This is a genomic window from Streptomyces sp. NPDC002754 (assembly GCF_053592315.1).
The window spans coordinates 1-22,995 of record NZ_JBSFVM010000016.1 but is presented as its reverse complement, the minus strand read 5'-3'; the positions used below and the strand labels follow the sequence as shown (position 1 = coordinate 22,995).

Genomic DNA, 22,995 nt, shown 5'->3' with positions numbered 1-22,995 from the left:
CGCAGCTGCCCGCGCGTCCCATTAGCAGCGAGCCAGGCGAATCGTGTGCAGGTATCACGGTACGCCGTGTCGGACGCACCTGTTTCCGGTCAGCCCGCGCTTTCCGGATCCCGCGAAGCCGCCTCCGCCGCCTTCGCGGCCGTGCTCCCGGGACGCTTTCGAGCCACCCAACCCTCGATATTCCTTTGCTGGCCCCGGGCCACGGCCAGCGAACCGGCGGGCACATCCTTCGTGATCACGGAGCCCGCGGCGGTGTACGCGCCGTCCCCGATGGTGACAGGCGCCACAAACATGTTGTCCGAACCGGTCTTGCAGTGGGACCCCACGGTGGAGTGGTGCTTGCTCTCCCCGTCGTAGTTCACAAAGACGCTCGCGGCACCGATGTTGGTGAAGTCACCGATCGTCGCGTCACCCACGTACGACAGATGCGGCACCTTCGTACCCTCGCCGATCGACGAATTCTTCGCCTCGACGAACGTCCCGATCTTCGACTTGAGCCCGAGGCGCGTGCCCGGCCGCAGATACGCGAACGGCCCCACGGACGCCTCAGGACCCACCTCGGAGCTGTACGCCACCGTGTTGTCGACCCGCGCGCCCGCGCCCACGCGGGTGTCCGTGAGGCGGGAGTTGGGGCCGACCACGGAGCCCTCGGCGAGGTGCGTCGAGCCGTGCAGCTGCGTGCCCGGCAGGACGGTGGCGTCCCGCTCGAAGGTCACGGTGACGTCCACGAACGTCGAGGTCGGGTCCACGACCGTGACGCCCGCGAGCATCGCCTCCTCAAGAAGGCGGTCATTGAGCGTGCGGCGGGCCGCGGAGAGCTGCACGCGATTGTTGATCCCGGCGATCTCACGGTGATCGGCGGCGACGGAGGCACCGACCCGATGCCCCGCCTCCCGCAGAATCCCGAGCACATCGGTCAGATACTCCTCACCCTGACTGTTGTCCGTCCGCACCTTCTTCAGGGCGTCGGTGAGCAGCCGGCCGTCGAAGGCGAAGACCCCCGAGTTGATCTCGCCGATCGCACGCTGGGCTTCCGTAGCGTCCTTGTGCTCGACGATCCCGGTGACGGCGCCCGAGACGTTGTCGCGGACGATGCGCCCGTATCCAGTCGCATCCGGGACCTCGGCGGTCAGCACGGTGACGGCGTTGCCGTCGGCGGTGTGGGTGGCGGCCAGGGCCTTGAGCGTCCCGCCGGTGAGCAGCGGGGTGTCGCCGCAGACCACGACGACGGTGCCCTCGACGGCGCCGTCCAGGCTCTCGAGGCCCATCCGCACGGCGTGCCCCGTGCCGTTCTGCTCGGCCTGCACGGCGGTGCGGGCCTCGGGGTCGACCGCGGCCACGTGCGCGGCGACCTTCTCCCGCTCGTGGCCGACGACCACGACGAGCTGCTCGGGGCTCAACTCACGGGAGGCGGCGAGCACATGACCGACCAGCGACCGGCCGCAGAGCTCATGCAGGACTTTCGGCGTGGCCGACTTCATACGGGTGCCCTCACCCGCTGCGAGTACGACGACGGCTGCCGGGGTGTTGGCGCTGCTCACGGGTGGGCCCTTCGGCGTCGGATGCGTTGTGGGGTGGACATCCGCAGGATACCGGGGCGTTTTGGGCCGGGCATGGGGGCGGGGCCCGACCGTTGGGTCAGGCCCCGCAACCGCGTACAGCTCCCCCGCCAGGACTTGAACCCGGACAGATGGCACCAAAAGCCACAGTGCTGCCAATTACACCACGGGGGATGGTTTCGACCCAAACCGGACATTACGTCAGGTCGTTGGTCGGGCCCCCAACACTATGCCGTACCAAGAGCCTTCGATGCGACGGTACAGGTCGGCCCGTTGCGGGGTGTGGTGTAGGCCAGTACGCAAAACTCACCGGAAATCGGGCACCCGGCGCCCGTAGTCTGGAAGGCATGACCACAGCGGGGGAAGTTCACCGAGTCGCGGCCGGGGGGCCGTGGTGGTGGGCGCGGCGCAGGGCCGCCGTGCTGGATGTGGTGCTGGCGGTGGCGTCCGCGGGGGAGTGTGCCGTGGAGGGGGTGCCGTTCGCGCACAAGGCCGGGCTGCCGGTCTGGGTGGGGGTGCTCTTCGGGGTGCTCACCGGGTCGACGCTGGTGCTGCGGCGGCAGTGGCCGATCGCCGTCGTGCTGATTTCCGTGGCGGTGACGCCGGCGCAGATGGGTGTGGTGCTGACGGTCGTCGGGCTGTACTCGCTGGCGGCGTCGGAGGTGCCGCGGCGGCTGATCGGGGCGCTGGCGGGGATGTCGTTCCTGGGCACGCTGATCGTGTCGGTGGTGCGGGTGCAGCAGGATTCGGCGGCGCACGCGGACACGTTCCAGGTGGCCAATTGGGTCGTGCCGTTCCTTGCGATCACTACGGCGCTGGGGGTGACGGCTCCGCCGTTGCTGCTGGGTCTTTACGTGGGTGCGCGGCGCCGCCTGATGGAGTCGCTGACGGAGCGGAACGATTCGCTGGAGCGGGAGTTGGGGCTGCTCGCGGAGCGGGCCGAGGAGCGGGCGGAGTGGGCGCGGGGCGAGGAGCGGACCCGGATCGCGCGGGAGATGCACGACGTGGTGGCGCACCGGGTGTCGTTGATGGTGGTGCACGCGGCGGCGTTGCAGGCGGTCGCGCGCAAGGATCCGGAGAAGGCCGTGAAGAACGCGGCGCTGGTCGGCGACATGGGGCGGCAGGCGCTCACCGAGCTGCGGGAGATGTTGGGGGTGCTGCGGGCCGGGGAGCCGGCGCCGGAGCGGGTGGGGCGGATGCCGTTGGAGGCGGTCGGGGCGGCTGCCGCGGCGGCGGCCTCGCGGGCCGAGGCGGAGGTCGAGGCCGGGCCGTGGCTGGCCGAGCTGGAGGATCTGGTCGGGCAGTCGCGGGCGGCCGGGATGGTTGTGGAGGTGTCCGTGGAGGGGGAGTCGCGGGGGTACGCGGCGGCGGTGGAGCAGACGGCCTACCGGGTCGTCCAGGAGGCGTTGACGAACGTGCACAAGCACGCGGCGGGCGCGAAGACGTACGTCCGGCTCGCGCACCGGGGCGCCGAGGTGGCGATGCAGGTGGAGAACGAGCCGCCGCCGGTCCTCGCTGAGGCGTCTGCGGCGGGGCTGCCCTCCGGGGGGAACGGTCTGGTGGGCATGAAGGAACGTGTGGCCGGCCTCGGCGGCGTGTTCGTGTCGGGCCCGACGGACGCGGGCGGCTTCCGGGTCTCCGCGGTGCTGCCGGCGGCGGTGTAGGCGGGGCCCTTCGGGGGTGCGGGTGGCGTGGTGGTTCTGAGGGGGGCCGGGGCGGCGCCTGTCTTCATCGCTGCGCGGCTCGGGGTTGTGGGCGGTGCGGGAGCCGGTACTTGGCGTGATGGGTGCGCGGCGCCGGTCCGGTCTGGCGGTGCCGGGGCAGGTGCTTGGCGTGATGGGTGCGCGGCGCCGGTCCGGTCTGGCGGTGCGGGAGTCGGTGCTTGGCGTGATGGGTGCGCGGCGCCGGTCCGGTCTGGCGGTGCGGGAGTCGGTGCCTGGCGTGATGGGTGCGCGGCACCTGGCCCTGTCCGGGCCTGTTCGGCTGTGCCGGGGTCCGGTCGTCTCCCACCGCCCGCCCCCTCCGGGGGCTACGCCAGGGTCATCCCGGAGGGGACAGGCGGGGGGGTTGGAGGCCCGTGATCAGGGTGGAGAGGGCGGCGTCTATGTCGGGGCCCAGGTACCAGTCGCCGCTGTGGTCGAGGGCGTAGACGCGGCCCTCCGTGTCGATGGCGAGGAGGGCCTCCGTGCCGGACTCGGCGCCGAGTGGGGCGAGTTCCGTGTCGAGGGCGCGGCCCAGGTCGCCGAGGGTGCGGGCCGCGTGGAGGCCGTGCAGCGGGTCCAGGTGCGGCTGGGCGGGAGCGATGTTCCGGCCGGGCCCGGTGGGCGTCAGGTGGAGGCCGCCGAACTCCGCCCAGGCCTCGACCGCCGCCGGGAAGACGGAGTGGCGGTGGCCGGCGGGGGAGACGTGGGTGCGCAGCGCGTCCGCCCAGAACTCCGCCTGCTTGATGTCCCAGCGCCCCGGCTGCCACCCGGCGACGCGCAACGTGGCGTCGACCAGGTCGGAGAAGCGGGCGTCCTGGGAGGTGGGGTGGGGCATCAGTGCGCGGCCTCGTTGTCGTCGTGCGGGGTGTCGGCGTCGGGGGCCACCACGTGGACGCCGAAATGGGCCGTCAGCGCGGTACAGGCGCGGCAGGGGCGGGCGAATCCGCCGTGCAGCGGGTCCCCGTCCTCGCGGATGCGCCGGGTGGTGAGCTTGGACTGCTTGAGCGCCTTGCGGGCCTCGCCGATGGTCATGGGTCTGCGGCGGGCCCGCTTCGACTTCTCCGCGCGCTCGGTGTCGCTCGCCGCGAGATGCCGGGAGACGAGGATGGCCTCGGCACAGCGCCCGGTGAAACGGTCGCGCTGCGCGCTGGTCAACGTATCCAGGAAGTCCTGGACCAACGGGTGCAGGGCCGGGGCCCGTTCGCCGCGGGCCGCGGTCGCGGTGAGGGTGGTGCCGCGGACGGACAGGGCGGCGGCGACGGTGGGGAGTATGCCGTCCCGGCGCACGCTGAGCGTGGGCACGGCGCCGTCGTCGGTGGCGCTCCAGCCGACGCGCGGGTCGTCGCCGGGCTGCTCGTCCGCGGGTGCAGTTTCCTCTGCGGTACCGCTGCGCATCTGTTGTTTCCCCTCCTGCAGTTCCCCACTGCAATCCCCCTGGTTGCCTGCACAGACTGCCAAACGGGCCTGCGGGTGGGGAAGCCGGACCCCGATGTCGGCCCTGTCACGCCCGATCGTCACGTGGTGGTGATGGTCGGGTGACTGCTGGTCATGGAACCGGAGGCCCGGTGACCGGTGTCGCACAACCGCATAGGCTGTCGTTTGATTCGTACGGATCAGGAGCAGGTCCGGAACAGAGCCGGGACAGCCCCGGGACACAGCCGGGACAGCCTTGCGACAGATCCGCAAACCGTCACCAGCGCCGCAGGGGGCAACAGCCATGACGACAGGTCGGCTCGGGCAGCAGGCCGCGCCGCCGAACGCGGCTTATGCCGGGCAGGTCGTGCACTTCCCGGACCCGGTCCGCGCCGCCCGTCACCCGCGCGGGGTTCGTGTGGATGATGACGGTTTCCCGGATTTCGCCCCGTATGCCCGTGCCGTGGCGGAGATCGCGGAGCCCCCGCAGGGCTTCGGTGTCGATGAGTTGCGGCTGACGGACTACGTGTCGGCGAACGCGGCGCTCGCCGCGTCCGGGCACGAACTGTGGGACATGATCCCGCCGGTGGCGACGCCGCACGGCTGGACGTGGCACCACGCGCGCGGCTCGCGGCGCCTGGAGTTGATCCCGGTCGAGGTGAAGGCGCTCCTTCGGCACCACGGCGGTCTGGCGACGGCGGCGGTGGACCACCACAAGCGTGGCACGCGGCCGTTGCAGGACACGCGGCCCGTGCACTTCGGTCTCCCGAAGTCCGGGGTCGCGGTCACGGAGAGCCAAGTGCTCGCCGCGGAGGAGGACTTGGGGTGCAGGCTGCCGGGGGCGTACCGCTCGTTCCTGAAGGCCGGTGGCGGTTGTGCGCCCGTCGGGACGGGCCTGGACGCCGAGTTGGGCCTCCTGGTCGACCAGCCGTTCTTCACGGTGCGCGACGAGGCGGCCGTGAACGACCTCGTGTATGTCAACAAGTGTCTGCGCGATCACCTGACGAAGGACTATCTGGGTGTCGCGTTCGTGCAGGGCGGGCTGCTCGCCGTGAAGGTGCGGGGCGACGCGGCCGGTTCGGTGTGGTTCTGCGCGTACGACGACGCGCGGGACAGCGGCGAGACGGCGGAGCTGCCGGTTGCCGAGCGGGTGGAGCGGCTGCTGCTGCCCTGCGGCGCGGACTTCGACGGTTTCCTGTCCCGACTCGCGGGCAGTCCACCGGAGTTGGAGACGGTGGCGAATCTGATGGTGGACGGCGGCTTCGCGCATGCCGCTCCGGTCGCCGGTGGGGAGTGAGCTTGCGATGGTGACGTTCGCGCAGGCGCAGGAGCGCGCCGAGGAATGGATCAACGGGGACGTGCCCGTGGCCTCGCACCGTGAGGTGCGGGTGCGGGAGTTCGAGCTGGGCTTCGTCGTGTGGGCGGAGGACCGGGAGTCCGGTCCGGTGTCCGACGGCGGGCGGCAGCGTCTCGTGATCGCGCGGGACAGTGGGGACGCCTCGCTGTGGCCCTCGCTGCCGGTGGGCGAGGTGATCCGGCGGTACGAGGAGGAGTACGGGCTGCCGGACGCGCCTGCCGAGCCGGCCGCTCCGCGGGCGCCGGAGCGGGTGGACCTGAACCAGACGTCGTTCCTGCTGACTCCTCCGGAGTGGTTGCAGGAGGCGGCGGACAGCCGGGCGGCCACGCCCACGCCCGCGGACGCGGTCCCGGTGTCGGCGCAGGCCGAGCCGCGGGACGCCGTGCCACCGGTTCCGGTTCCGGTTCCGGCGGATGCGACGCCGTGGGCCGGTACGGACACGAACGGGGTGGGGGACGAGGAGGACCGTTCGGTTCCGCTGCCCGACACGGTGTTCGCGCCGCCGCTCGCCGAGGACGCGCCGCCGCCCGGTGTCTCGCCGGAGGCGCAGACGGCCCGCATCGTGGCCGACAGCCAGTTGTCCCCGACGGCTGAGCGGGAGCCCTCGTCATACGGCTACCCGCAGGGCCCTCCGGCCCCGGCCCCGGCCGCGGCTCAGCCACCGGCGGCCCCGCCCTCGTACGGCTACCCGCAGGGCGCGATCCCGCCGCCCCCGCCGCCGCCTCCGTCGGACACCCCTGTCTCGTACGCCCAGGCCGCGCCGGATACGGCCGCTCAGCCGCCGTCGGCGCCGCCCGCGCCGTCGTACGGCTTCCCGCAGGGTGCGCCCGATGCGGGGTCTCAGCCGCCGTCGATGCCGCCCGCGCCGTCGTCCTCGTACGGCTACCCGCAGGGGGCGTCCGACGAAGGCGACCAGCCCCCGTCGGCCGCGCCCTCCTACGGCTTCCCGCAGGGTGCGCCGGATGCGGGGTCCCAGCCGTCTGCTCCGCCTGCCCCGCCTGGTGCGGTCGGGGGATCGTTCCCGCCGCCCGTGCCGGGGACCGCGGTTCCCGGGCCGCCGCCTCCGGGCGCTTCGTACGGTTACCCGCAGGACGGTCCCGGCGCCGGTGACATCGCCAACGCCGCGACCAGCAAGGCGGAGCCCCCGCGGGGTGGCGGCGCCCAGACTCCGCCGCCGCCGGGTCCGCCCGGCACCCCGGCGGGCGGCCACGTGCCTCCGCAGACGCCCGGCCCGCCCCCGCCTCCCGGTGCTCCCGGTGCTCCCGGCGAGGGTGTGCACCACGCTGCGACGATGCTCTCGGGCCCCGGCGCGACGCCTCCCGGTCCGCCTCCGCCCCCCGGCGCTCCCGGTGGGGGCGTGCACCACGCGGCGACCGTGCTCTCGGGCCCCGGCCCGCAGGGCCCCGACCCGTCGACACCGCCTCCGCCGCCTGGCGCTCCCGGTGCTCCCGGCGAGGGCATGCACCACGCCGCGACGATGCTCTCGGGCCCCGGCGCCACGCCTCCCGGCCCGCCCCCGCCCCCCGGCGCCCCCGGTGGCCATCAGCCCCCGCCGACCCCGCCGCCCCCGGCGGCGTACGGGTATCCGCAGCCGCAGCAACCTCAGCAGCCCGCCCAGCCGGTGGGGCAGCCGACCGTGGGGCCCGGGTATCAGGCCGTGTTGCGGTACCGCGCGCCCGACGGGTCCGAGCAGCAGCTCATCCGGCGGTCCGCGCCGGGGACGCCGCACCCGGAGTGGCAGATCTTCCACGAGCTGCGCGGCATGAACGTGCCGCCGGACCAGGTCCTCGAACTCCACACGGAGCTGGAGTCCTGCTCGCTGCCCGGCGCGTACTGCTCGCGCATGATCAAGGAGCAGTGGCCGCAGGCACGGATCACGTCGATCGCGCCGTACGGCACCGATCACGCGAGCCGCCAGCAGGGCATGCAGCAGCTCCTCGCGCACCAGGGCGAGCTGCACCAGGTCGCCGACGGCCCGGCGCGCCCGGCCCCGGTGCGCGCCCCGCTGCACCCCGCGCAACCCACGCCCCCGGCCCCGCCGGAGGCGATCGCGCAGGAGCTGGCCGCGGCGTTCGGCCCCGGTGTGTTCCGGTTCGACCAGCGGGCCGTGTCGCGGCAGGGCGTGCCGGACACCGTGGCGCACACGCTCGTCGTCGCGGGGCTGCCGTCCGACTTCGGGCCGTTCTTCTGGGCGCAGGCCCAGCCGGGCCGACCCGTGCCGACGCTCGCCGAGCTGGCGCAGGAGCGTGGCGTGCAGGCGGCGTCGGACGCGGGCTCGTACCTCGTGATGGGCAGCGACTTCGGCAAGGCGCTGTGCGTGCAGTACGGGACGGCGAACATCGTGGCCGTTCCGGTGGAGGCGGGTGACGAGAACACTGTCGGAGCTCCGGCCCCGCCGCAGTTCGTGAACAGCGGGCTGCCGGAGTTCGCCCGCTCCATCGCCCTGCTCGGCCGGATGTGGCGGCTGCGCTTCGGGCTCAACCAGGAGCAGGCGGGCCGCTGGACCGTCGACTTCCAGGCGGAGCTCAGCGCGATCGACTCCGCGGCGCTCGGCTCGCCCGAGACCTGGTGGTCGGTACTGCTCGAGCAGATGTGGGACGGCCTGCTGTAAGCACGTGCGTACGGCGATGACCGGGGCGCTCGACCTGCGCGACGGGTCGGGCGCCCCGATCATGCGCACATGGCAGGTGAGTGGAGTGAGCCGACGACGGTGCGGGCGACGCGGCCGCGGCGGCGCTGGCCCAAGCGGCTCGCGCTGACCCTGCTGGTCGTCCTGGTGGTGCTCGTCGCGTACGTCGTGGGCCTGTATTTCTGGGCGGGTGCGCGGTTGCAGACCACGGACGCGTTCGGCGAATACGACGGCCGCCCGGCGGCGGGCGCGGGCACGAACTGGCTGCTCGTCGGTTCGGACTCGCGGGAGAACCTGACGCCCGAACAGCGCAAGGAGCTGCACGTCGGCAACGACGAGGGCGATCGCACCGACACGATCATGGTGCTGCACTACGGGGACAACGGCCCGTATCTCGTCTCGATCCCGCGCGACTCGTACGTCTCGATCCCGGGGCACGGCAAGAACAAGATCAACTACGCGTACTCGGTGGGCGGCGCGAAGTTGCTCACGCGCACCGTGGAGCAGTCGACGGGGCTGCGCATGGACCACTACGCGGAGGTCAACTTCCTGGGCCTCGTCGATGTCGTCGACTCGCTCGGCGGGGTCGAGCTCTGTGTGGCCGACGGCGGCCTCCACGACGAGAAGTCGGGCGCCGACTTCGACGCGGGCTGCCAGACGATGAACGGCACGCAGGCCCTCCAGTTCGCGCGGGCCCGCTACTCCGATCCGACCGGCGACCTGGGCCGGGTCAAGCGGCAGCGGCAGCTGGTGGACGCGATCGCGGGCAAGGCGCTCGGTCCGGGGGTGCTGGTGCCGCCGTGGAACCTGATCCCGTTCGTCAGCGCCTCGCTCGACGCGCTGACCGTCGACGAGGACACCGGGGTCGCCGCGCTGGCCAACATGGGTGTGAAGATGTCCGACCCGGTCTCGACGACGACCGTTCCTGTGGGCAGTGAGTCCAGTGTTTCCGGGGTCGGGGACGTGGTGATGTGGAACGAGAGCGAGGCCGATCAGCTCTTCACCGCACTGCGCGAGGACAAGGCGATTCCGACTTTCGACGGCAATTGACGCATCCTGGACCCAGTGGGTCGATCTGAGTGCCACGTGTGTCGGAATGTGGCCCCCTCGGGTTGTTCCATCAAGATGTGCGCCAATCGCGCAAAATGTCGTAGATCGGGCTTGCCGGTGCCGGTCGGCGCCTTGCCGGAGAGGGGATCCAGATGAGCGGTGCGGGTGGAGCGGAGTCGTCGCAGTACGGCTTCGTCGGCGTACGGGGTCGGGGGTATCGGCCCGAGCAGGTGGAGGCCGCCGCCGCCACGCTCTCCGGGGAACGGGACGAGGCCTGGGAGCGGGCCGCGCACCTGACCGTCCTCGTCAAGGAGATGGAGGAGGAGGCCGAGCGGCTGCGCGAGGCCGTCGCGAACCTCGCTCCGCAGACGTACGAGTCGCTCGGCAAGCGGGCCCAGTACCTCCTCGAGCTGGCCGAGGAGGAGGACACCGCCGTGCGCGGCGCCGCGCTGGCCGACGCGCAGGCCGAGGCCGACGCCGCGCGGGCGGCGGCGGACGAGGCGCGTGACGACGCGCAGGCGCACTCCGACGAGGTGCGCGGCAAGGCGGACGAGTACGCGCAGCGGCGGCTCGCGGCCGGGCAGGCCGAGTCCGACGACATCCGGGTGGCCGCCCGGCGTGACGTGAAGGAGACGCGGGGCGAGGCCCTCGCGGTGCTGCGCGAGATGCGTGAGCGCACGGACGCGGACCTCGCCGCCCAGGCCAAGGAGCACGCCGAGCGTACGGAGGGGGCGGACCGGGAGGCGGCCGAGCAGGTGGCCGCGTCCGAGGCGTGGGAGGCGGGCGCCGTCGCCGAGGCCGAGGAACGCCTGTCGGAGGCGAAGCGGATGCTCGGTGAGACGGAGGAGGAGGCGCGGCACAGTCAGGAGGACGCGGAGGCCGCGGCGGCGGAGCTGCTCGCGCGGGCACGCGCGCGTGCGGAGCGGGTCGAGCGGGAGACGGAGTCGATCCTCGAGGGCCACGAGTCGGAGCGCGAGGAATTGCGCGCCCACATGGAACACGTCCGCGCCTCCCTCGCCACCCTCACGGGAAAGTCCCCGGCGGAGACGGAGTAACGCTCGACCATCCCCCGGCCACGGGGCTCCGCCCCGGACTCCGCGCCTCAAACGCCGGCGGGGCTGGGAAAACCGATCGCCGGGGCGGCCGGGAAAACCGATCGGCGGCGGGTTGGTGCTACCGATCCCCGGCGGGGCTTGGTCTATCAAGCCCCTGCGGCGATTGAGCAGCGGGGTCCGGGGCGGAGCCCCGTGGAGTGGGGGCGGACGAGTGCCCCGTTAAGGTTGGGCGGTCGTCAAGTGGTGGGCAGATGCGAGAGGTCGAGTCGACGTGGGTGAAGGCCAGTTGTCACCGGAGGTGGAGCGCGGTGCGGTCCGGCGCATCACCATCGTCGGCGAGGACATTCTGCGGCGCCGCTGCGCCCCGGTCACCGACACCCTCTTCGGCACACCGGAGCTCGACCACCTGATCGACGACATGTTCGCGACGAACCACGTGGCGCACGGCGCAGCCATCGCCGCCAACCAGATCGACGTCGACCTCCAGCTGTTCGTCTACGACATGGAGGACGACTGGGGCGTCCGGCACACCGGCCACATCTGCAACCCCGTGCTCGACGAGCAGCCGCCCGCGGAGCGCAGGCTCATCGACGGCATGGAGGGCTGCCTCTCCGTACCGGGCCCCTACAAGTCCGTGGCACGCGCCGACCACACCGTCGTACGCGGCCACGACAAGACCGGCAGCCCGATCACCGTAGAAGGACGCGGCTACTTCGCGCGCTGCCTCCAGCACGAGACGGACCACCTGTACGGCCGCCTCTACATCGACCGCCTCGCCAAGCGTGAACGCCGGGACGCGCTGCGGGAGATGGAGGAGCTGAAGGACGGCGTCCTCGCGCGCCGCTCCGAACTGGCGGAGCGGCTCGGCAAGTAGTGACCGGGGCCGTCGTCAGCGCCGCGTGCTCCCGCCCGGCGCCGTCGGCGAACCCGCCAGGATCCACGCCTCCACGGCCTCGTACTGCTGCCGCTGCGTGTCGGCCCTGCGCCGGTCCGTGAGGACCGTGCCGAGCCAGCCGAACAGGAAGCCGAGCGGGATGGACAGGACGCCCGTCGTCGTGAACGGGAACCAGTTGAAGTCCATGCCGGGGAACGCCGAGGTCGGCGAGCCCGACACCAGATTGGTCCCGGTCATCAGGACGATGCAGGCGGCCGTGCCGCCGAGCAGCGTCCACAGCAGCCCCGCGCGCGTGTAGCGGCGCCAGAAGAGGCTGTAGACGAGCGCCGGGGCGATGGCGGACGCGCCGACGCAGAGGGAGAGGGTGACCAGCGGCTGCAGGTTGCGGTGCTGGAACACGCAGGCCAGGGCGATCGCGAAGGCGCCGACCCCGAGGGCCGACATTCGGGCGATGGACAGTTCCTTACGGCCCGTCAAGTTCCTTTTCGAGTACGCGATCACGTCGTGCGCCAGTGAGTTCGCGCAGGCCAGGATCATGCCCGCGACCGACGCGAGGAGCGTCAGGAACAGCGCCGTGGTGACGGCGGTGAACATCAGGGACTCGCCGGTGCTCGTCGTCGCGCCGAAGACCGCCCGCGCCCCGAGCAGGTACGCCGTGTTGCCCTGCCGGTCCGCCTGGGCGATCGCCGGAGCGCCCAGCATCGCCGTGGCGCCGAACGCGACCACGGAGATGACCAGGACGAAGAGGCCGACCGCGGACACCGCCCAGGTCATCGAGCGGCGCACCTCGCGCGCGTGCCGGGCCGTGTACATGCGCATCGTGACGTGCGGCAGCGCGGCCCCGCCGACGACCACCGTCAGCTCTGTAGTGATCATGTCGAGGCGGGAGGCGGGGCTGTGCGCGAACTGGAGGCCCGAGGTCAGATACGCGTTGCCTGCGCCGCTGCCGCGCGCGGCGGCCGCGAGCAGGGTGCCGGGATCCCAGTCGAAGCGGCGCAGGACGAGCACGGCGATCACCGCGCCCGAGCCGAGCAGCATCACGATCTTGAAGATCTGGATGACGGCGGTGCCCTTCATGCCGCCGATCGCCGCGTAGCTGATCATGAGCGCGCCCAGTGCGATCACACAGGCCGTCTTGAAGCTCTCGCTGGTGAAGCCGAGCAGGAACGCCAACAGATCGCCCGCTCCCGCCAGTTGGACGAGCATCATCGGCATCAGGGCCGCGATCGTGGCCGCGCAGGCCGCCATCCGCACGGAACGGCCGGGCATCCGCCGCGCCAGCGTGTCGCCCATGGTGAACCGGCCCGCGTTGCGCAGCGGTTCGGCCAGCAGGAACATCAGCAGCATCAGGGAGAGCGCCGTGCTCAGGGCGAGCACCACGCCGTCGTAGCCGAGCAGCGCGATGACGCCGCCGGTGCCGAGGACGGTGGCCGCGGAGATGTAGTCGCCCGCGATGGCCAGGCCGTTGCGGATCGGGCCGAGACGGCCGAAGCCCGTGTAGAACTCCTCGAGGCCGTCGCGGTCGGGGCCCGTCATGACGCACAGCAGGAGCGTGATCGTCGCGACCGCCGTGAACGCGACGAGGGACATGGCGTCGGTGGACGCGGCGGCGAGGGCCGGGCCCGTGGTCATCGCGCGTAGCCCCCGTCCGTACGGCGCCGGCGGCGGATCCGGTGGACGAGCGGGTCCACGCGGCGCCGTGCCGAGTACTCGTACAGGAGCAACGCCAGGCAGGTGACCGGGAGTTGACACAGGCCGATGAGCAGCCCGGTGGAGAGGCCGCCGGTGGCGGAGCGGTTCATCAGGCCCGGCGCGAACGCGGAGAGCAGCAGGAACAGCGTGAAGTAGCCGAGGGCCGTGAGGGTGGCGACGCGGCGCTGCCAGCGGTAGGCGGTGCGCAGCAGGCGCAGTTCGCTGCTGGGGGCGTCGGGATGGCGGGGGAGGCGGTGCGAGCGGGGGTGTGCGTGGGGATGCGTGTGGGGGTGTGCGTACGGCTGGAACGGATAGGGCTGCGAAGGGTGCGGCTGGTACGACATCCCTGTTCTCCTTGCGTGGCTCGGGTCCGCCGGGGACTGGGCGGGCCGCAGGGAGTGCGCGGGGAGCCGGAACGTTACTCGTAGGTAGACGAGTTGGGGAGCGTTTGGCCGAACGATCAGCGCGGGCCGGACGACTTTTCTTGTACGTGAGGTGAGTGGTGCTGGTGGGGCACTTGTGCGGCGGATGACTTTTCCCGCCCGCTCGTCTCCGCTAGAGGGTCCGGCCTCAGTCATGGGGCGTGGTGGGTGGAGGCGTCCCTGAGTAGAGGTCCACCGAGGGGTGGACCTCCCCTAGGGGGACCTCCGTAGAAGGGGGCAGGGTCGGTTCGTCCCGTTGGAGGACGAGCGGGCGCGGGGACCTTCGTAGCGTTCGGAGGGTGGGGTTTACCCCCGGAAAAGACGGGGCTTTTCCGCAACGCGCAGAGGTACCCCGCTCCACCAGACTTGGCCGCACAAGGCATCGATCCCACGCATCCGACGCGTGACCGAATTAGGAGACTTACCGTGACTACGGCTGCAACCATTCCCGGGCACAGGGACACTGGACAGCGTTCGGCCGTCGCCGCACGGGCGCGCCAGCTCGTGAAGGCGTACGGGACGGGGGAGACCCGGGTCGTCGCGCTCGATCACGTCGACGTGGACATCGCCCGCGGTCGATTCACCGCGATCATGGGGCCGTCCGGCTCCGGCAAGTCGACGCTGATGCACTGCCTGGCGGGCCTGGACACGGTCACGTCCGGACAGATCTTCCTCGACGAGACGGAGATCACCGGCCTCAAGGACAAGAAGCTCACCAAGCTGCGCCGGGACCGCATCGGCTTCATCTTCCAGGCGTTCAACCTGCTGCCGACGCTGAACGCGATCGAGAACATCACGCTCCCGATGGACATAGCGGGCCGCAAGCCGGACGCCGCGTGGCTCCGCCAGGTCGTCGAGACCGTGGGGCTCGCCGAGCGCCTGAAGCACCGGCCGACCGAGCTCTCCGGCGGACAGCAGCAACGAGTTGCCGTAGCACGGGCGTTGGCCTCCCGACCGTCGATCATCTTCGGTGACGAGCCGACCGGAAACCTCGACTCGCGCGCGGGCGCCGAGGTCCTCGGCTTCCTGCGCCGCTCCGTCGACGAGCTGGGGCAGACGATCGTGATGGTCACGCACGACCCGGTGGCCGCCTCGTACGCGGACCGCGTCCTGTACCTCGCGGACGGCCGCATCGTCGACGAGATGCACCGCCCGACCGCCGAGGCCGTCCTGGACCGCATGAAGGACTTCGACGCGCGCGGGAGGACGTCGTGACGCACATTCCAGCCTCGCCGGCGCTTGCGGCAATTCAAGCCCTGCCGGCGTTTGCGGCAATTCAAGCCCCGCCGGCGTTTGAGGCGCGGGGTCCGGGGCGGAGCCCCGCGGCCGCAACGACGGGCGACGATGCCCCCCAGGGACGGACGTCATGAGCGCCAACACTGTCATGAAGACCTCGCTGCGCAACTTCTTCGCGCACAAGGGCCGGATGGCCCTGTCGGCGGTCGCCGTGCTGCTCTCGGTCGCCTTCGTCACGGGGACCCTCGTGTTCACCGACACGATGGACAAGACCTTCGACAAGCTGTTCACGGCCACCTCGTCCGACGTCACCGTCAGCCCCAAGGACGCCGAGGTCGAGGGCAGCGACACCGGCCGGCCCGAGTCGCTGCCCGCGTCCGCGCTCGCCACCGTCCGCAAGGCCGACGGCGTCAAGTCGAGCGAAGGCGCGGTCAGTTCGGCGAACGTGACCGTGGTGGACGCCGACAACAAGAACATGGGATCCACCACCGGCGCCCCGACCCTGGCGGGCAACTGGACGCGCAACGACCTGCGTTCCATGGAGATCACCTCCGGACACAAGCCGCGCGGCCCCACCGAGGTCATGGTCGACGCCGACACGGCGGACAAGCACCACCTGAAGATGGGCGACGAACTGCGCACCATCGCCGCTACCGGCGCCTTCAAGGCGAAGATCGTCGGCATCGCCTCCTTCAGGGTGACCAACCCCGGCGCGGCCGTCGTCTGGTTCGACACCGCGACCGCACAGCGTCAACTCATCGGCAAGACGGGCCAGTTCACCCAGATCAACGTCGCCGCGGCCGACGGCGTCAGCGACGCGCAGCTCAAGAAGGACGTCGCCGCGGCCCTCGGCGCCGACGGCGCGTACAAGATCCAGACCCAGCAGGAGGCCGCGGACGCCAACGCCTCCGACGTCGGCTCCTTCATGGACGTCATCAAGTACGCCCTGCTCGGCTTCGCCGGCATCGCCTTCCTCGTCGGCATCTTCCTGATCATCAACACGTTCTCGATGCTGGTCGCCCAGCGCACTCGCGAGATCGGCCTGATGCGCGCCATCGGCTCCTCGCGCAAGCAGGTCAACCGGTCGGTGCTCGTCGAGGCGCTGCTGCTCGGCGTCGTCGGCTCGGTGCTCGGCGTCGGCGCGGGCGTGGGCCTGGCCGTCGGCCTCATGAAGCTCATGTCCGCCATGGGCATGGAGCTGTCCACCGGCGACCTCACCGTGAAGTGGACGACGCCGGCGATCGGCCTGCTGCTCGGCGTCGTCGTCACCGTCCTCGCCGCATACCTGCCCGCACGGCGGGCCGGCAAGGTCTCCCCGATGGCCGCCCTGCGCGACGCGGGCACCCCGGCCGACGTCAAGGCGGGCGTCGTACGCGGCATCATCGGCACGGTCCTCACGGCGGGCGGCGGCTACGCGCTCTACCTCGCCACGCAGGCCGACAAGGCCAGTGAGGGCTCGCTGTACCTGGGCGCCGGGATCGTCGCCTCGCTCATCGGGTTCGTCGTCATCGGCCCGCTGCTCGCCGGCATCGTGGTCCGCGTCATCAGCGCCGTGCTGCTGCGGATGTTCGGCTCGGTGGGCCGCATGGCCGAGCGCAACGCGCTGCGCAACCCGCGCCGCACCGGTGCCACCGGCGCGGCCCTGATGATCGGCCTCGCGCTCGTCGCCTGCCTCTCCGTCGTCGGCTCCTCGATGGTGGCCTCGGCCACCGACCAGCTCGACAAGTCGGTCGGCGCGGACTTCATCGTCGAACCGAGCAACGGCAGCATCACACCCCTGGCAGCCGCGGCCCTGAAGAAGGTCGAGCAGGGCGGGACCGTCTCCCACGTCACCGAGGTCAAATTCGTCAAGGCGACCCTGACCACCCCCTCCGGCGTGAAGAAGAAAGAGGAAATCTCCGCCGCGAGCCCGACCTACGCGCAGGACCTGCGGCGCGACATGACCGCTGGGCAGCTCTCGGCGGCGTACGGCAAGAACGCGATGTCGGTCGGCTCGGACTTCGCGAAGAGCCACCACATCAAGGTCGGCGACGCGATGACGGTCGCCTTCGACCACGGTCGGACCGCCAAGCTCAAGGTCGCGGCGATCACCTCCGACAAGGACGCCGTGTTCGACAAGGGCGCGATGTACACGAACGTGGCGACAGCGGCCCAGTACGTGCCCGCCGACCGGCTCCCGTTGAACGGGATGATGTTCGCCAAGGCCGCCGGCGACGACGACAGTGCCAAGGCCGCCGCCGCGTACAAGGCGCTGAAGAAGTCCGTCGCGTCCGACCCGACCGTCAAGGTCAAGGACCAGACCGACTACAAGCAGACCCTGAAGGACCAGATAGGCCAGCTCCTGAACATGATCTACGGGCTGCTCGCGCTCGCGATCATCGTCGCGGTGCTCGGCGTCGTGAACACGCTGGCCCTCTCGGTGGTCGAGCGGACCCGCGAGATCGGCCTGATGCGGGCCATCGGCCTCTCGCGCCGCCAGCTGCGCCGCATGATCCGCCTGGAGTCGGTGGTCATCGCCGTCTTCGGCGCGCTCCTCGGCCTCGGGCTCGGCATGGGCTGGGGCGCGACGGCCCAGAAGCTCCTGGCCCTGGAGGGTCTCGGCGTCCTGGAGATCCCCTGGCCGACGATCATCGCGGTCTTCATCGCCTCGGCCTTCGTGGGCCTCTTCGCAGCCCTCATCCCTGCCTTCCGAGCAGGCCGCATGAACGTCCTGAACGCAATAGCCACGGAGTAGCGCACCCGCCGCAGGGGCTTGCTCTCAAGCCCCTGCGGCGGAAATCAAGCCCCTGCGGTGGGCCTATCAAGCCCCTGCGCCGGGTGGGCTTATAAAGCCCCTGCGGCGATTGAGCAGCGGGGTCCGGGGCAGCGCCCCGCGACCGCACCCCCGGGTGACCGCAACAGATCAAACGGGTGAGCCCCCGGAGGAAGACGTACGCTGGAAACCCCCGGCCCGTACCACGTGTCGGGCCCTTCGCGTTGCCCACTCACCCCGGACGGATCTTCTCCATGAGCCTGCACGGACTGCTCGACGCCGTCATCAAGGACGCGTCCCTCGTTGAAGCGGTGAAGGCCGCCGGGGACGGCAACCGGATGCACGTCGACCTGGTGGGCCCACCCGCGTCCCGCCCCTTCGCGATCGCCGCGCTCGCCCGCGAGGCGAAGCGCCCCGTCCTGGCGGTCACCGCCACCGGTCGCGAGGCCGAGGACCTGGCTGCCTCGCTGCGCTCGCTGCTGCCGGAGAGCGGCGTCGTCGAGTACCCGTCGTGGGAGACGCTGCCGCACGAGCGGCTCAGCCCGAGGTCGGACACCGTCGGCCGGCGCCTCGCCATCCTGCGCCGCCTCGCGCACCCCCGCTCCGACGACCCGGAGACCGGCCCGGTCTCCGTCGTGGTCGCGCCCATCCGCTCCGTGCTTCAGCCGCAGGTCAAGGGCCTCGGTGACTTGGAGCCCGTGGCCCTGCGCACCGGGCAGAGCGCCGACCTGGAGGAGACCGTCCAGGCGCTGGCCGCGGCGGCGTACGCCCGGGTCGAGCTCGTCGAGAAGCGCGGCGAGTTCGCCGTGCGCGGCGGCATCCTCGACGTGTTCCCGCCGACCGAGGAGCACCCGCTGCGCGTCGAGTTCTGGGGCGACGACATCGAGGAGATCCGGTACTTCAAGGTCGCCGACCAGCGCTCGCTGGAAATCGCCGAGCACGGACTGTGGGCCCCGCCCTGCCGCGAGCTGCTGCTGACGGCCGATGTCCGCGCCCGCGCCGCCGACCTCGCCGAACAACACCCCGAGCTGGGCGAACTGCTCGGCAAGATCGCCGAGGGGATCGCCGTCGAGGGCATGGAGTCCCTCGCCCCCGTCCTCGTCGACGAGATGGAGCTGCTGCTCGACGTGCTGCCGGCCGGCTCGATGACCATGGTCTGCGACCCCGAGCGGGTGCGGACCCGCGCCGCCGACCTGGTGGCGACGTCGCAGGAGTTCCTCCAGGCGTCGTGGGCGGCCTCGGCCACCGGCGGCAAGGCCCCCATCGACGTCGGCGCCGCGTCCCTGTGGGCCATCGCGGACGTCCGGGACCGGGCGCGCGAGCTCGGGATGATGTGGTGGTCGGTGTCCCCGTTCGCGGCGGACGCGGAGGGCGACCTCGAAGCGGACACCCTCAAGCTCGGCATGCACGCCCCGGAGACGTACCGCGGCGACACCGCCCGCGCGCTCGCCGACACCAAGGGCTGGCTCGCCGACGGCTGGCGCGCGGTCTACGTCACGGAGGGCCACGGCCCCGCGACCCGCACCGTCGAGGTGCTCGGCGGCGAGGGCATCGCGGCCCGCCTGGAGAAGGACCTCGGCGAACTCGCGCCGTCCGTCGTCCAGGTGTCCTGCGGCAGCCTCGAATTCGGTTTCGTGGACCCGGTCCTGAAGCTCGCCGTCCTCACCGAGACCGACCTCACCGGGCAGCGGGCCGCCGGTAAGGAAGGCGCCCGGATGCCCGCGCGGCGCCGCAAGACCATCGACCCGCTCACCCTCGAATCCGGCGACTACATCGTGCACGAGCAGCACGGCGTGGGCCGCTACATCGAGATGGTGCAGCGCACCGTGCAGGGCGCGACCCGCGAGTACCTCGTCGTCGAGTACGCGCCCGCCAAGCGCGGCCAGCCCGGCGACCGCCTCTACATCCCGACCGACCAGCTGGAGCAGATCACCAAGTACGTCGGCGGCGAGTCCCCGACGCTGCACCGGCTCGGCGGCGCCGACTGGACGAAGACGAAGGCGAAGGCCAAGAAGGCCGTCAAGGAGATCGCGGCCGACCTGATCAAGCTGTACAGCGCGCGCATGGCGGCGCCCGGCCACGCCTTCGGTTCGGACACGCCCTGGCAGCGCGAGCTGGAGGACGCGTTCCCGTACGTGGAGACGCCCGACCAGCTGACCACGATCGCCGAGGTCAAGGAGGACATGGAGAAGACGGTCCCGATGGACCGCCTGATCTGCGGCGACGTCGGCTACGGCAAGACGGAGATCGCCGTGCGCGCCGCCTTCAAGGCGGTCCAGGACGGCAAGCAGGTCGCGGTCCTCGTCCCCACGACGCTCCTCGTGCAGCAGCACTTCGGCACGTTCAGCGAGCGGTACGGGCAGTTCCCCGTCAGCGTCAAGGCGCTCAGCCGCTTCCAGACGGAGACCGAGTCGAAGGCGACGCTCGAAGGCCTGCGGGACGGCGCCGTCGACATCGTCATCGGCACGCACCGCCTGTTCTCCTCCGAGACCAAGTTCAAGGACCTGGGCCTGGTCATCGTCGACGAGGAGCAGCGCTTCGGCGTCGAGCACAAGGAGCAGCTGAAGAAGCTGCGGGCCAACGTCGACGTCCTGACGATGTCGGCGACGCCCATCCCTCGTACGCTCGAAATGGCGGTCACCGGCATCCGCGAGATGTCGACGATCACGACGCCGCCGGAGGAGCGCCACCCGGTCCTGACCTTCGTCGGCCCGTACGAGGAGAAGCAGATCGGCGCCGCGATCCGCCGCGAACTGCTCCGTGAGGGCCAGGTCTTCTACATCCACAACCGGGTCGAGTCCATCGACCGGGCGGCGGCCAGGCTGCGCGCGATCGTGCCGGAGGCGCGGATCGCGACGGCGCACGGCCAGATGTCCGAACAGGCCCTGGAACAGGTCGTCGTGGACTTCTGGGAGAAGAAGTTCGACGTGCTCGTCTCCACGACGATCGTCGAGTCCGGCATCGACATCTCCAACGCCAACACCCTGATCGTCGAGCGCGGCGACAACTTCGGCCTCTCCCAGCTGCACCAGCTGCGTGGCCGCGTCGGCCGTGGCCGCGAGCGCGGCTACGCCTACTTCCTCTACCCGCCCGAGAAGCCCCTGACGGAGACCGCGCACGAGCGCCTCGCGACGATTGCCCAGCACACGGAGATGGGCGCGGGCATGTACGTCGCGATGAAGGACCTGGAGATCCGCGGAGCCGGCAACCTCCTCGGCGGCGAACAGTCGGGGCACATCGCGGGCGTCGGCTTCGACCTGTACGTACGCATGGTGGGCGAGGCGGTCGCGGACTACCGGGCGCAGATGGAGGGCGGCGTGGAGGAGGAGCCGCCGCTGGAGGTCAAGATCGAGCTCCCGGTCGACGCGCACGTCCCGCACGACTACGCGCCGGGGGAGCGGCTGCGCCTGCAGGCCTACCGCGCCATCGCCTCCGCGAACACCGAGGAGGACGTCAAGCACGTCCGCGAGGAACTCGTCGACCGCTACGGCAAGCTGCCGGAGCCAGTGGAGAACCTGCTGCTCGTGGCCGGTCTGCGGATGCTGGCGCGGGCCTGCGGGGTCGGCGAGATCGTCCTCCAGGGCAACAACGTCCGCTTCGCGTCGGTGGAGTTGCGGGAGTCCCAGGAGCTCCGCCTCAAGCGCCTCTACCCCGGCACGATCATCAAGTCGGCCACCGGACAGCTCCTCGTCCCGCGCCCGAAGCCGAAGAAGATGGGCGGCAAGCCGGTCGTCGGCCGGGAACTGCTGGCATGGGTCGGGGAGTTCCTGACGTCGATCCTGGGGGCGTAGGCCACGACCGTCCGGCGGGTGGCGCGGAAAACCGGCTGCGGTGCCGTCCCGTCCGCTGCACGATGTGCGCATGCATCCCGAACCGGGTACCGATCTGACGATCACCACCCTCGCGGAGCGTCCCGAACTCGCGCTCCCCATGTGGACGATGGCGGACACCTGGCCCGCGTTCATCGGACACGACCTGTGCGCCGGGACCTTCCTGCGGCGCATCTGGCAGGAGCTGCCCGAGTACGCGTTCGTGGCGACGGACGCCGGCGGGGGTGTGGTCGCCAAGGCGTACAGCGTGCCGTTCGCGCTGCGCGCCGAGGGGCGCGGAGCGCTGCCGGACGGCGGCTGGGACCAGGTGTTGCAGTGGGCGTTCGCCGACCGGGCCGCCGGGGTCGCCCCCGACACCGTGAGCGCCATCGAGATCGCCATCACGCCGGGGCTCCAGGGGCGCGGCCTGTCGGGGCGGATGCTCGCGGCGATGCGGGAGAACGCGCGCGCCCGCGGGTTCGGCGAGGTCGTCGCGCCCGTGCGGCCGAGCGCCAAGCACCTCGAACCCGAGGCGCCCATTGGCGAGTACGCGTTCCGGGTACGGGAGTCGGACGGTCTGCCGCACGATCCGTGGCTGCGGGTGCACGTGCGGGCCGGCGGCGTCATCGAGAAGGTCGCCCCCGCCTCCATGGTCGTGGCCGGGTCGCTGGAGCAGTGGCGGGAGTGGACCGGGTTGCCCTTCGAGAAGGAGGGCCCGGTCGAGGTGCCCGCCGCGCTGGTGCCGGTGCGCTGCGAGCCCGAGCACGACTACGCCGTGTACGTCGAGCCGAATGTGTGGGTGCGGCACGGCTTGTGAACACGCGGACGCGGCACGCGCTGACGAGTACCGCGCCCTCCGGGGCGCACGCCGCGGACGGCGAGCCTGTGATCCTCGAAGTCGGGGACGTCGTCGTGCCGGTACTCGGCGGCGCCGCCGCCGTCCGCGTCGTCGACGAGGCGGACGCGGGCGCCGCGCTCGGCAGGGGCCTGGCCCTGCTGCGGCCCGAACCGACCGCGCTCGACCCGTGGTTCCTCGCCGGCTTCCTGCGCTCCACCGCCAACAACCGCCGGGCGTCCAGCTACGCCTCCACCGCCACCCGCCTTGTCGCTCCGGCGGAGCCGGACTGGGCTGTGGGAACGGTGAGGGTTCGTACGCACGTTCTCTCGTGGTGTGCGTGCGACGCGCATAGTGTGATCGTCATGCAGCTCCGGTACGCCTTCAGGCTGTACCCGGACACCGCCCAACGCATGGCATTGGCGAGGGCGTTCGGGTGCGCCAGCGTCGTGTTCAACGACGCCGTGCGCGCCCGCGAGGATGCCCGGAGGGCTGGGGCGCCGTTCCCGAAGGCCGCCGAGCTGTCGCAGAAACTGATCACCCAGGCCAAGCAGACCGCCGAGCGGTCCTGGCTGGGCGAGGTCTCCT

16 protein-coding genes and 1 tRNA gene are annotated in these 22,995 nt (G+C 71.6%); 11 read left to right on the top strand and 6 right to left on the bottom strand.

What is annotated here, in order from left to right; genetic code table 11:
- Positions 1–89: 89 nt before the first annotated feature.
- Positions 90–1,541, bottom strand: a complete 1,452-nt coding sequence (gene glmU, locus ACWD2L_RS26735; RefSeq protein ID WP_351341578.1) for a bifunctional UDP-N-acetylglucosamine diphosphorylase/glucosamine-1-phosphate N-acetyltransferase GlmU — start codon at positions 1,539–1,541, stop codon at positions 90–92.
- Positions 1,542–1,661: 120 nt separating this feature from the next.
- Positions 1,662–1,733, bottom strand: a tRNA-Gln gene (locus tag ACWD2L_RS26730).
- Between the two features lie 173 nt (positions 1,734–1,906).
- On the opposite strand from ACWD2L_RS26730, the gene ACWD2L_RS26725 reads away from it, so the two are divergent.
- The gene (locus ACWD2L_RS26725) at positions 1,907–3,223 is read left to right on the top strand and encodes a sensor histidine kinase (protein WP_451191964.1); all 1,317 of its coding nucleotides are present in this window, start codon (positions 1,907–1,909) and stop codon (positions 3,221–3,223) included.
- A gap of 376 nt (positions 3,224–3,599) precedes the next feature.
- On the opposite strand, the gene ACWD2L_RS26720 is transcribed toward ACWD2L_RS26725, so the two are convergent.
- Together ACWD2L_RS26720 and ACWD2L_RS26715 are read right to left on the bottom strand one after the other, a co-directional pair.
- Positions 3,600–4,097, bottom strand: a complete 498-nt coding sequence (locus ACWD2L_RS26720) for an SUKH-3 domain-containing protein (protein ID WP_351341574.1) — start codon at positions 4,095–4,097, stop codon at positions 3,600–3,602.
- Positions 4,097–4,657 (bottom strand): YwqJ-related putative deaminase, encoded by a 561-nt coding sequence (locus tag ACWD2L_RS26715; protein ID WP_351341571.1) that lies wholly within the window; start codon positions 4,655–4,657, stop codon positions 4,097–4,099. The genes ACWD2L_RS26720 and ACWD2L_RS26715 overlap by 1 nt, the downstream gene beginning before the upstream one ends.
- A gap of 322 nt (positions 4,658–4,979) precedes the next feature.
- On the opposite strand from ACWD2L_RS26715, the gene ACWD2L_RS26710 reads away from it, so the two are divergent.
- The 5 genes from ACWD2L_RS26710 to def all read left to right on the top strand — a co-directional run bounded on the left by ACWD2L_RS26710 (position 4,980) and on the right by def (position 11,640).
- Entirely contained in the window at positions 4,980–5,972 is a 993-nt protein-coding gene (locus ACWD2L_RS26710; RefSeq protein ID WP_351341568.1) for an SMI1/KNR4 family protein, read from the top strand.
- Positions 5,973–5,979: 7 nt separating this feature from the next.
- Complete coding sequence (locus ACWD2L_RS26705; RefSeq protein ID WP_351341565.1) at positions 5,980–8,643, top strand: SUKH-4 family immunity protein; 2,664 nt, start codon at positions 5,980–5,982, stop codon at positions 8,641–8,643.
- A gap of 69 nt (positions 8,644–8,712) precedes the next feature.
- On the top strand, positions 8,713–9,711 hold the full coding sequence (locus tag ACWD2L_RS26700) for an LCP family protein (RefSeq protein WP_351341563.1): 999 nt from the start codon (positions 8,713–8,715) through the stop codon (positions 9,709–9,711).
- 152 nt (positions 9,712–9,863) lie between these two features.
- The gene (locus tag ACWD2L_RS26695) at positions 9,864–10,766 is read left to right on the top strand and encodes a cellulose-binding protein (RefSeq protein WP_351341561.1); all 903 of its coding nucleotides are present in this window, start codon (positions 9,864–9,866) and stop codon (positions 10,764–10,766) included.
- 271 nt (positions 10,767–11,037) lie between these two features.
- Positions 11,038–11,640 (top strand): peptide deformylase, encoded by a 603-nt coding sequence (gene def, locus ACWD2L_RS26690; protein WP_351341559.1) that lies wholly within the window; start codon positions 11,038–11,040, stop codon positions 11,638–11,640.
- Between the two features lie 15 nt (positions 11,641–11,655).
- On the opposite strand, the gene ACWD2L_RS26685 is transcribed toward def, so the two are convergent.
- Both ACWD2L_RS26685 and ACWD2L_RS26680 read right to left on the bottom strand, forming a co-directional pair.
- Positions 11,656–13,293, bottom strand: a complete 1,638-nt coding sequence (locus tag ACWD2L_RS26685) for a sodium/solute symporter (RefSeq protein ID WP_351341557.1) — start codon at positions 13,291–13,293, stop codon at positions 11,656–11,658.
- Complete coding sequence (locus ACWD2L_RS26680; RefSeq protein ID WP_351341555.1) at positions 13,290–13,697, bottom strand: DUF485 domain-containing protein; 408 nt, start codon at positions 13,695–13,697, stop codon at positions 13,290–13,292. The genes ACWD2L_RS26685 and ACWD2L_RS26680 overlap by 4 nt, the downstream gene beginning before the upstream one ends.
- A 504-nt stretch (positions 13,698–14,201) precedes the next feature.
- Between ACWD2L_RS26680 and ACWD2L_RS26675 the strand changes: the two genes are divergently transcribed.
- The 5 genes from ACWD2L_RS26675 to ACWD2L_RS26655 form a co-directional block, all read left to right on the top strand.
- Positions 14,202–14,990 carry an ABC transporter ATP-binding protein gene (locus ACWD2L_RS26675; RefSeq protein ID WP_351341553.1) on the top strand — a complete coding sequence of 263 codons (789 nt, stop codon included), beginning with the start codon at positions 14,202–14,204 and terminating at the stop codon, positions 14,988–14,990.
- 151 nt (positions 14,991–15,141) lie between these two features.
- The gene (locus ACWD2L_RS26670) at positions 15,142–17,745 is read left to right on the top strand and encodes an ABC transporter permease (RefSeq protein ID WP_351341550.1); all 2,604 of its coding nucleotides are present in this window, start codon (positions 15,142–15,144) and stop codon (positions 17,743–17,745) included.
- A 272-nt stretch (positions 17,746–18,017) separates the two neighbouring features.
- Positions 18,018–21,554, top strand: coding sequence for a transcription-repair coupling factor (gene mfd, locus ACWD2L_RS26665; protein WP_351341549.1), 3,537 nt, complete (start codon positions 18,018–18,020; stop codon positions 21,552–21,554).
- Between the two features lie 70 nt (positions 21,555–21,624).
- Positions 21,625–22,389, top strand: a complete 765-nt coding sequence (locus ACWD2L_RS26660) for an N-acetyltransferase (protein WP_351341546.1) — start codon at positions 21,625–21,627, stop codon at positions 22,387–22,389.
- The coding region (locus ACWD2L_RS26655) for a helix-turn-helix domain-containing protein (RefSeq protein WP_351341543.1) at positions 22,386–22,995 on the top strand (610 nt) is incomplete at its 3' end. The genes ACWD2L_RS26660 and ACWD2L_RS26655, both read left to right, overlap by 4 nt.

Excerpts from the sequence above, each read along its gene's own strand:
- ACWD2L_RS26725 (WP_451191964.1), top strand. The coding sequence starts at position 1,907 with ATGACCACAGCGGGGGAAGTTCACCGAGTCGCGGCCGGGGGGCCGTGG.
- ACWD2L_RS26720 (WP_351341574.1), bottom strand. The coding sequence starts at position 4,097 with ATGCCCCACCCCACCTCCCAGGACGCCCGCTTCTCCGACCTGGTCGAC.
- ACWD2L_RS26715 (WP_351341571.1), bottom strand. The coding sequence starts at position 4,657 with ATGCGCAGCGGTACCGCAGAGGAAACTGCACCCGCGGACGAGCAGCCC.
- ACWD2L_RS26710 (WP_351341568.1), top strand. The coding sequence starts at position 4,980 with ATGACGACAGGTCGGCTCGGGCAGCAGGCCGCGCCGCCGAACGCGGCT.
- ACWD2L_RS26705 (WP_351341565.1), top strand. The coding sequence starts at position 5,980 with ATGGTGACGTTCGCGCAGGCGCAGGAGCGCGCCGAGGAATGGATCAAC.
- ACWD2L_RS26700 (WP_351341563.1), top strand. The coding sequence starts at position 8,713 with ATGGCAGGTGAGTGGAGTGAGCCGACGACGGTGCGGGCGACGCGGCCG.
- ACWD2L_RS26695 (WP_351341561.1), top strand. The coding sequence starts at position 9,864 with ATGAGCGGTGCGGGTGGAGCGGAGTCGTCGCAGTACGGCTTCGTCGGC.
- ACWD2L_RS26685 (WP_351341557.1), bottom strand. The coding sequence starts at position 13,293 with ATGACCACGGGCCCGGCCCTCGCCGCCGCGTCCACCGACGCCATGTCC.
- ACWD2L_RS26680 (WP_351341555.1), bottom strand. The coding sequence starts at position 13,697 with ATGTCGTACCAGCCGCACCCTTCGCAGCCCTATCCGTTCCAGCCGTAC.
- ACWD2L_RS26670 (WP_351341550.1), top strand. The coding sequence starts at position 15,142 with ATGAGCGCCAACACTGTCATGAAGACCTCGCTGCGCAACTTCTTCGCG.
- mfd (WP_351341549.1), top strand. The coding sequence starts at position 18,018 with ATGAGCCTGCACGGACTGCTCGACGCCGTCATCAAGGACGCGTCCCTC.
- ACWD2L_RS26660 (WP_351341546.1), top strand. The coding sequence starts at position 21,625 with ATGCATCCCGAACCGGGTACCGATCTGACGATCACCACCCTCGCGGAG.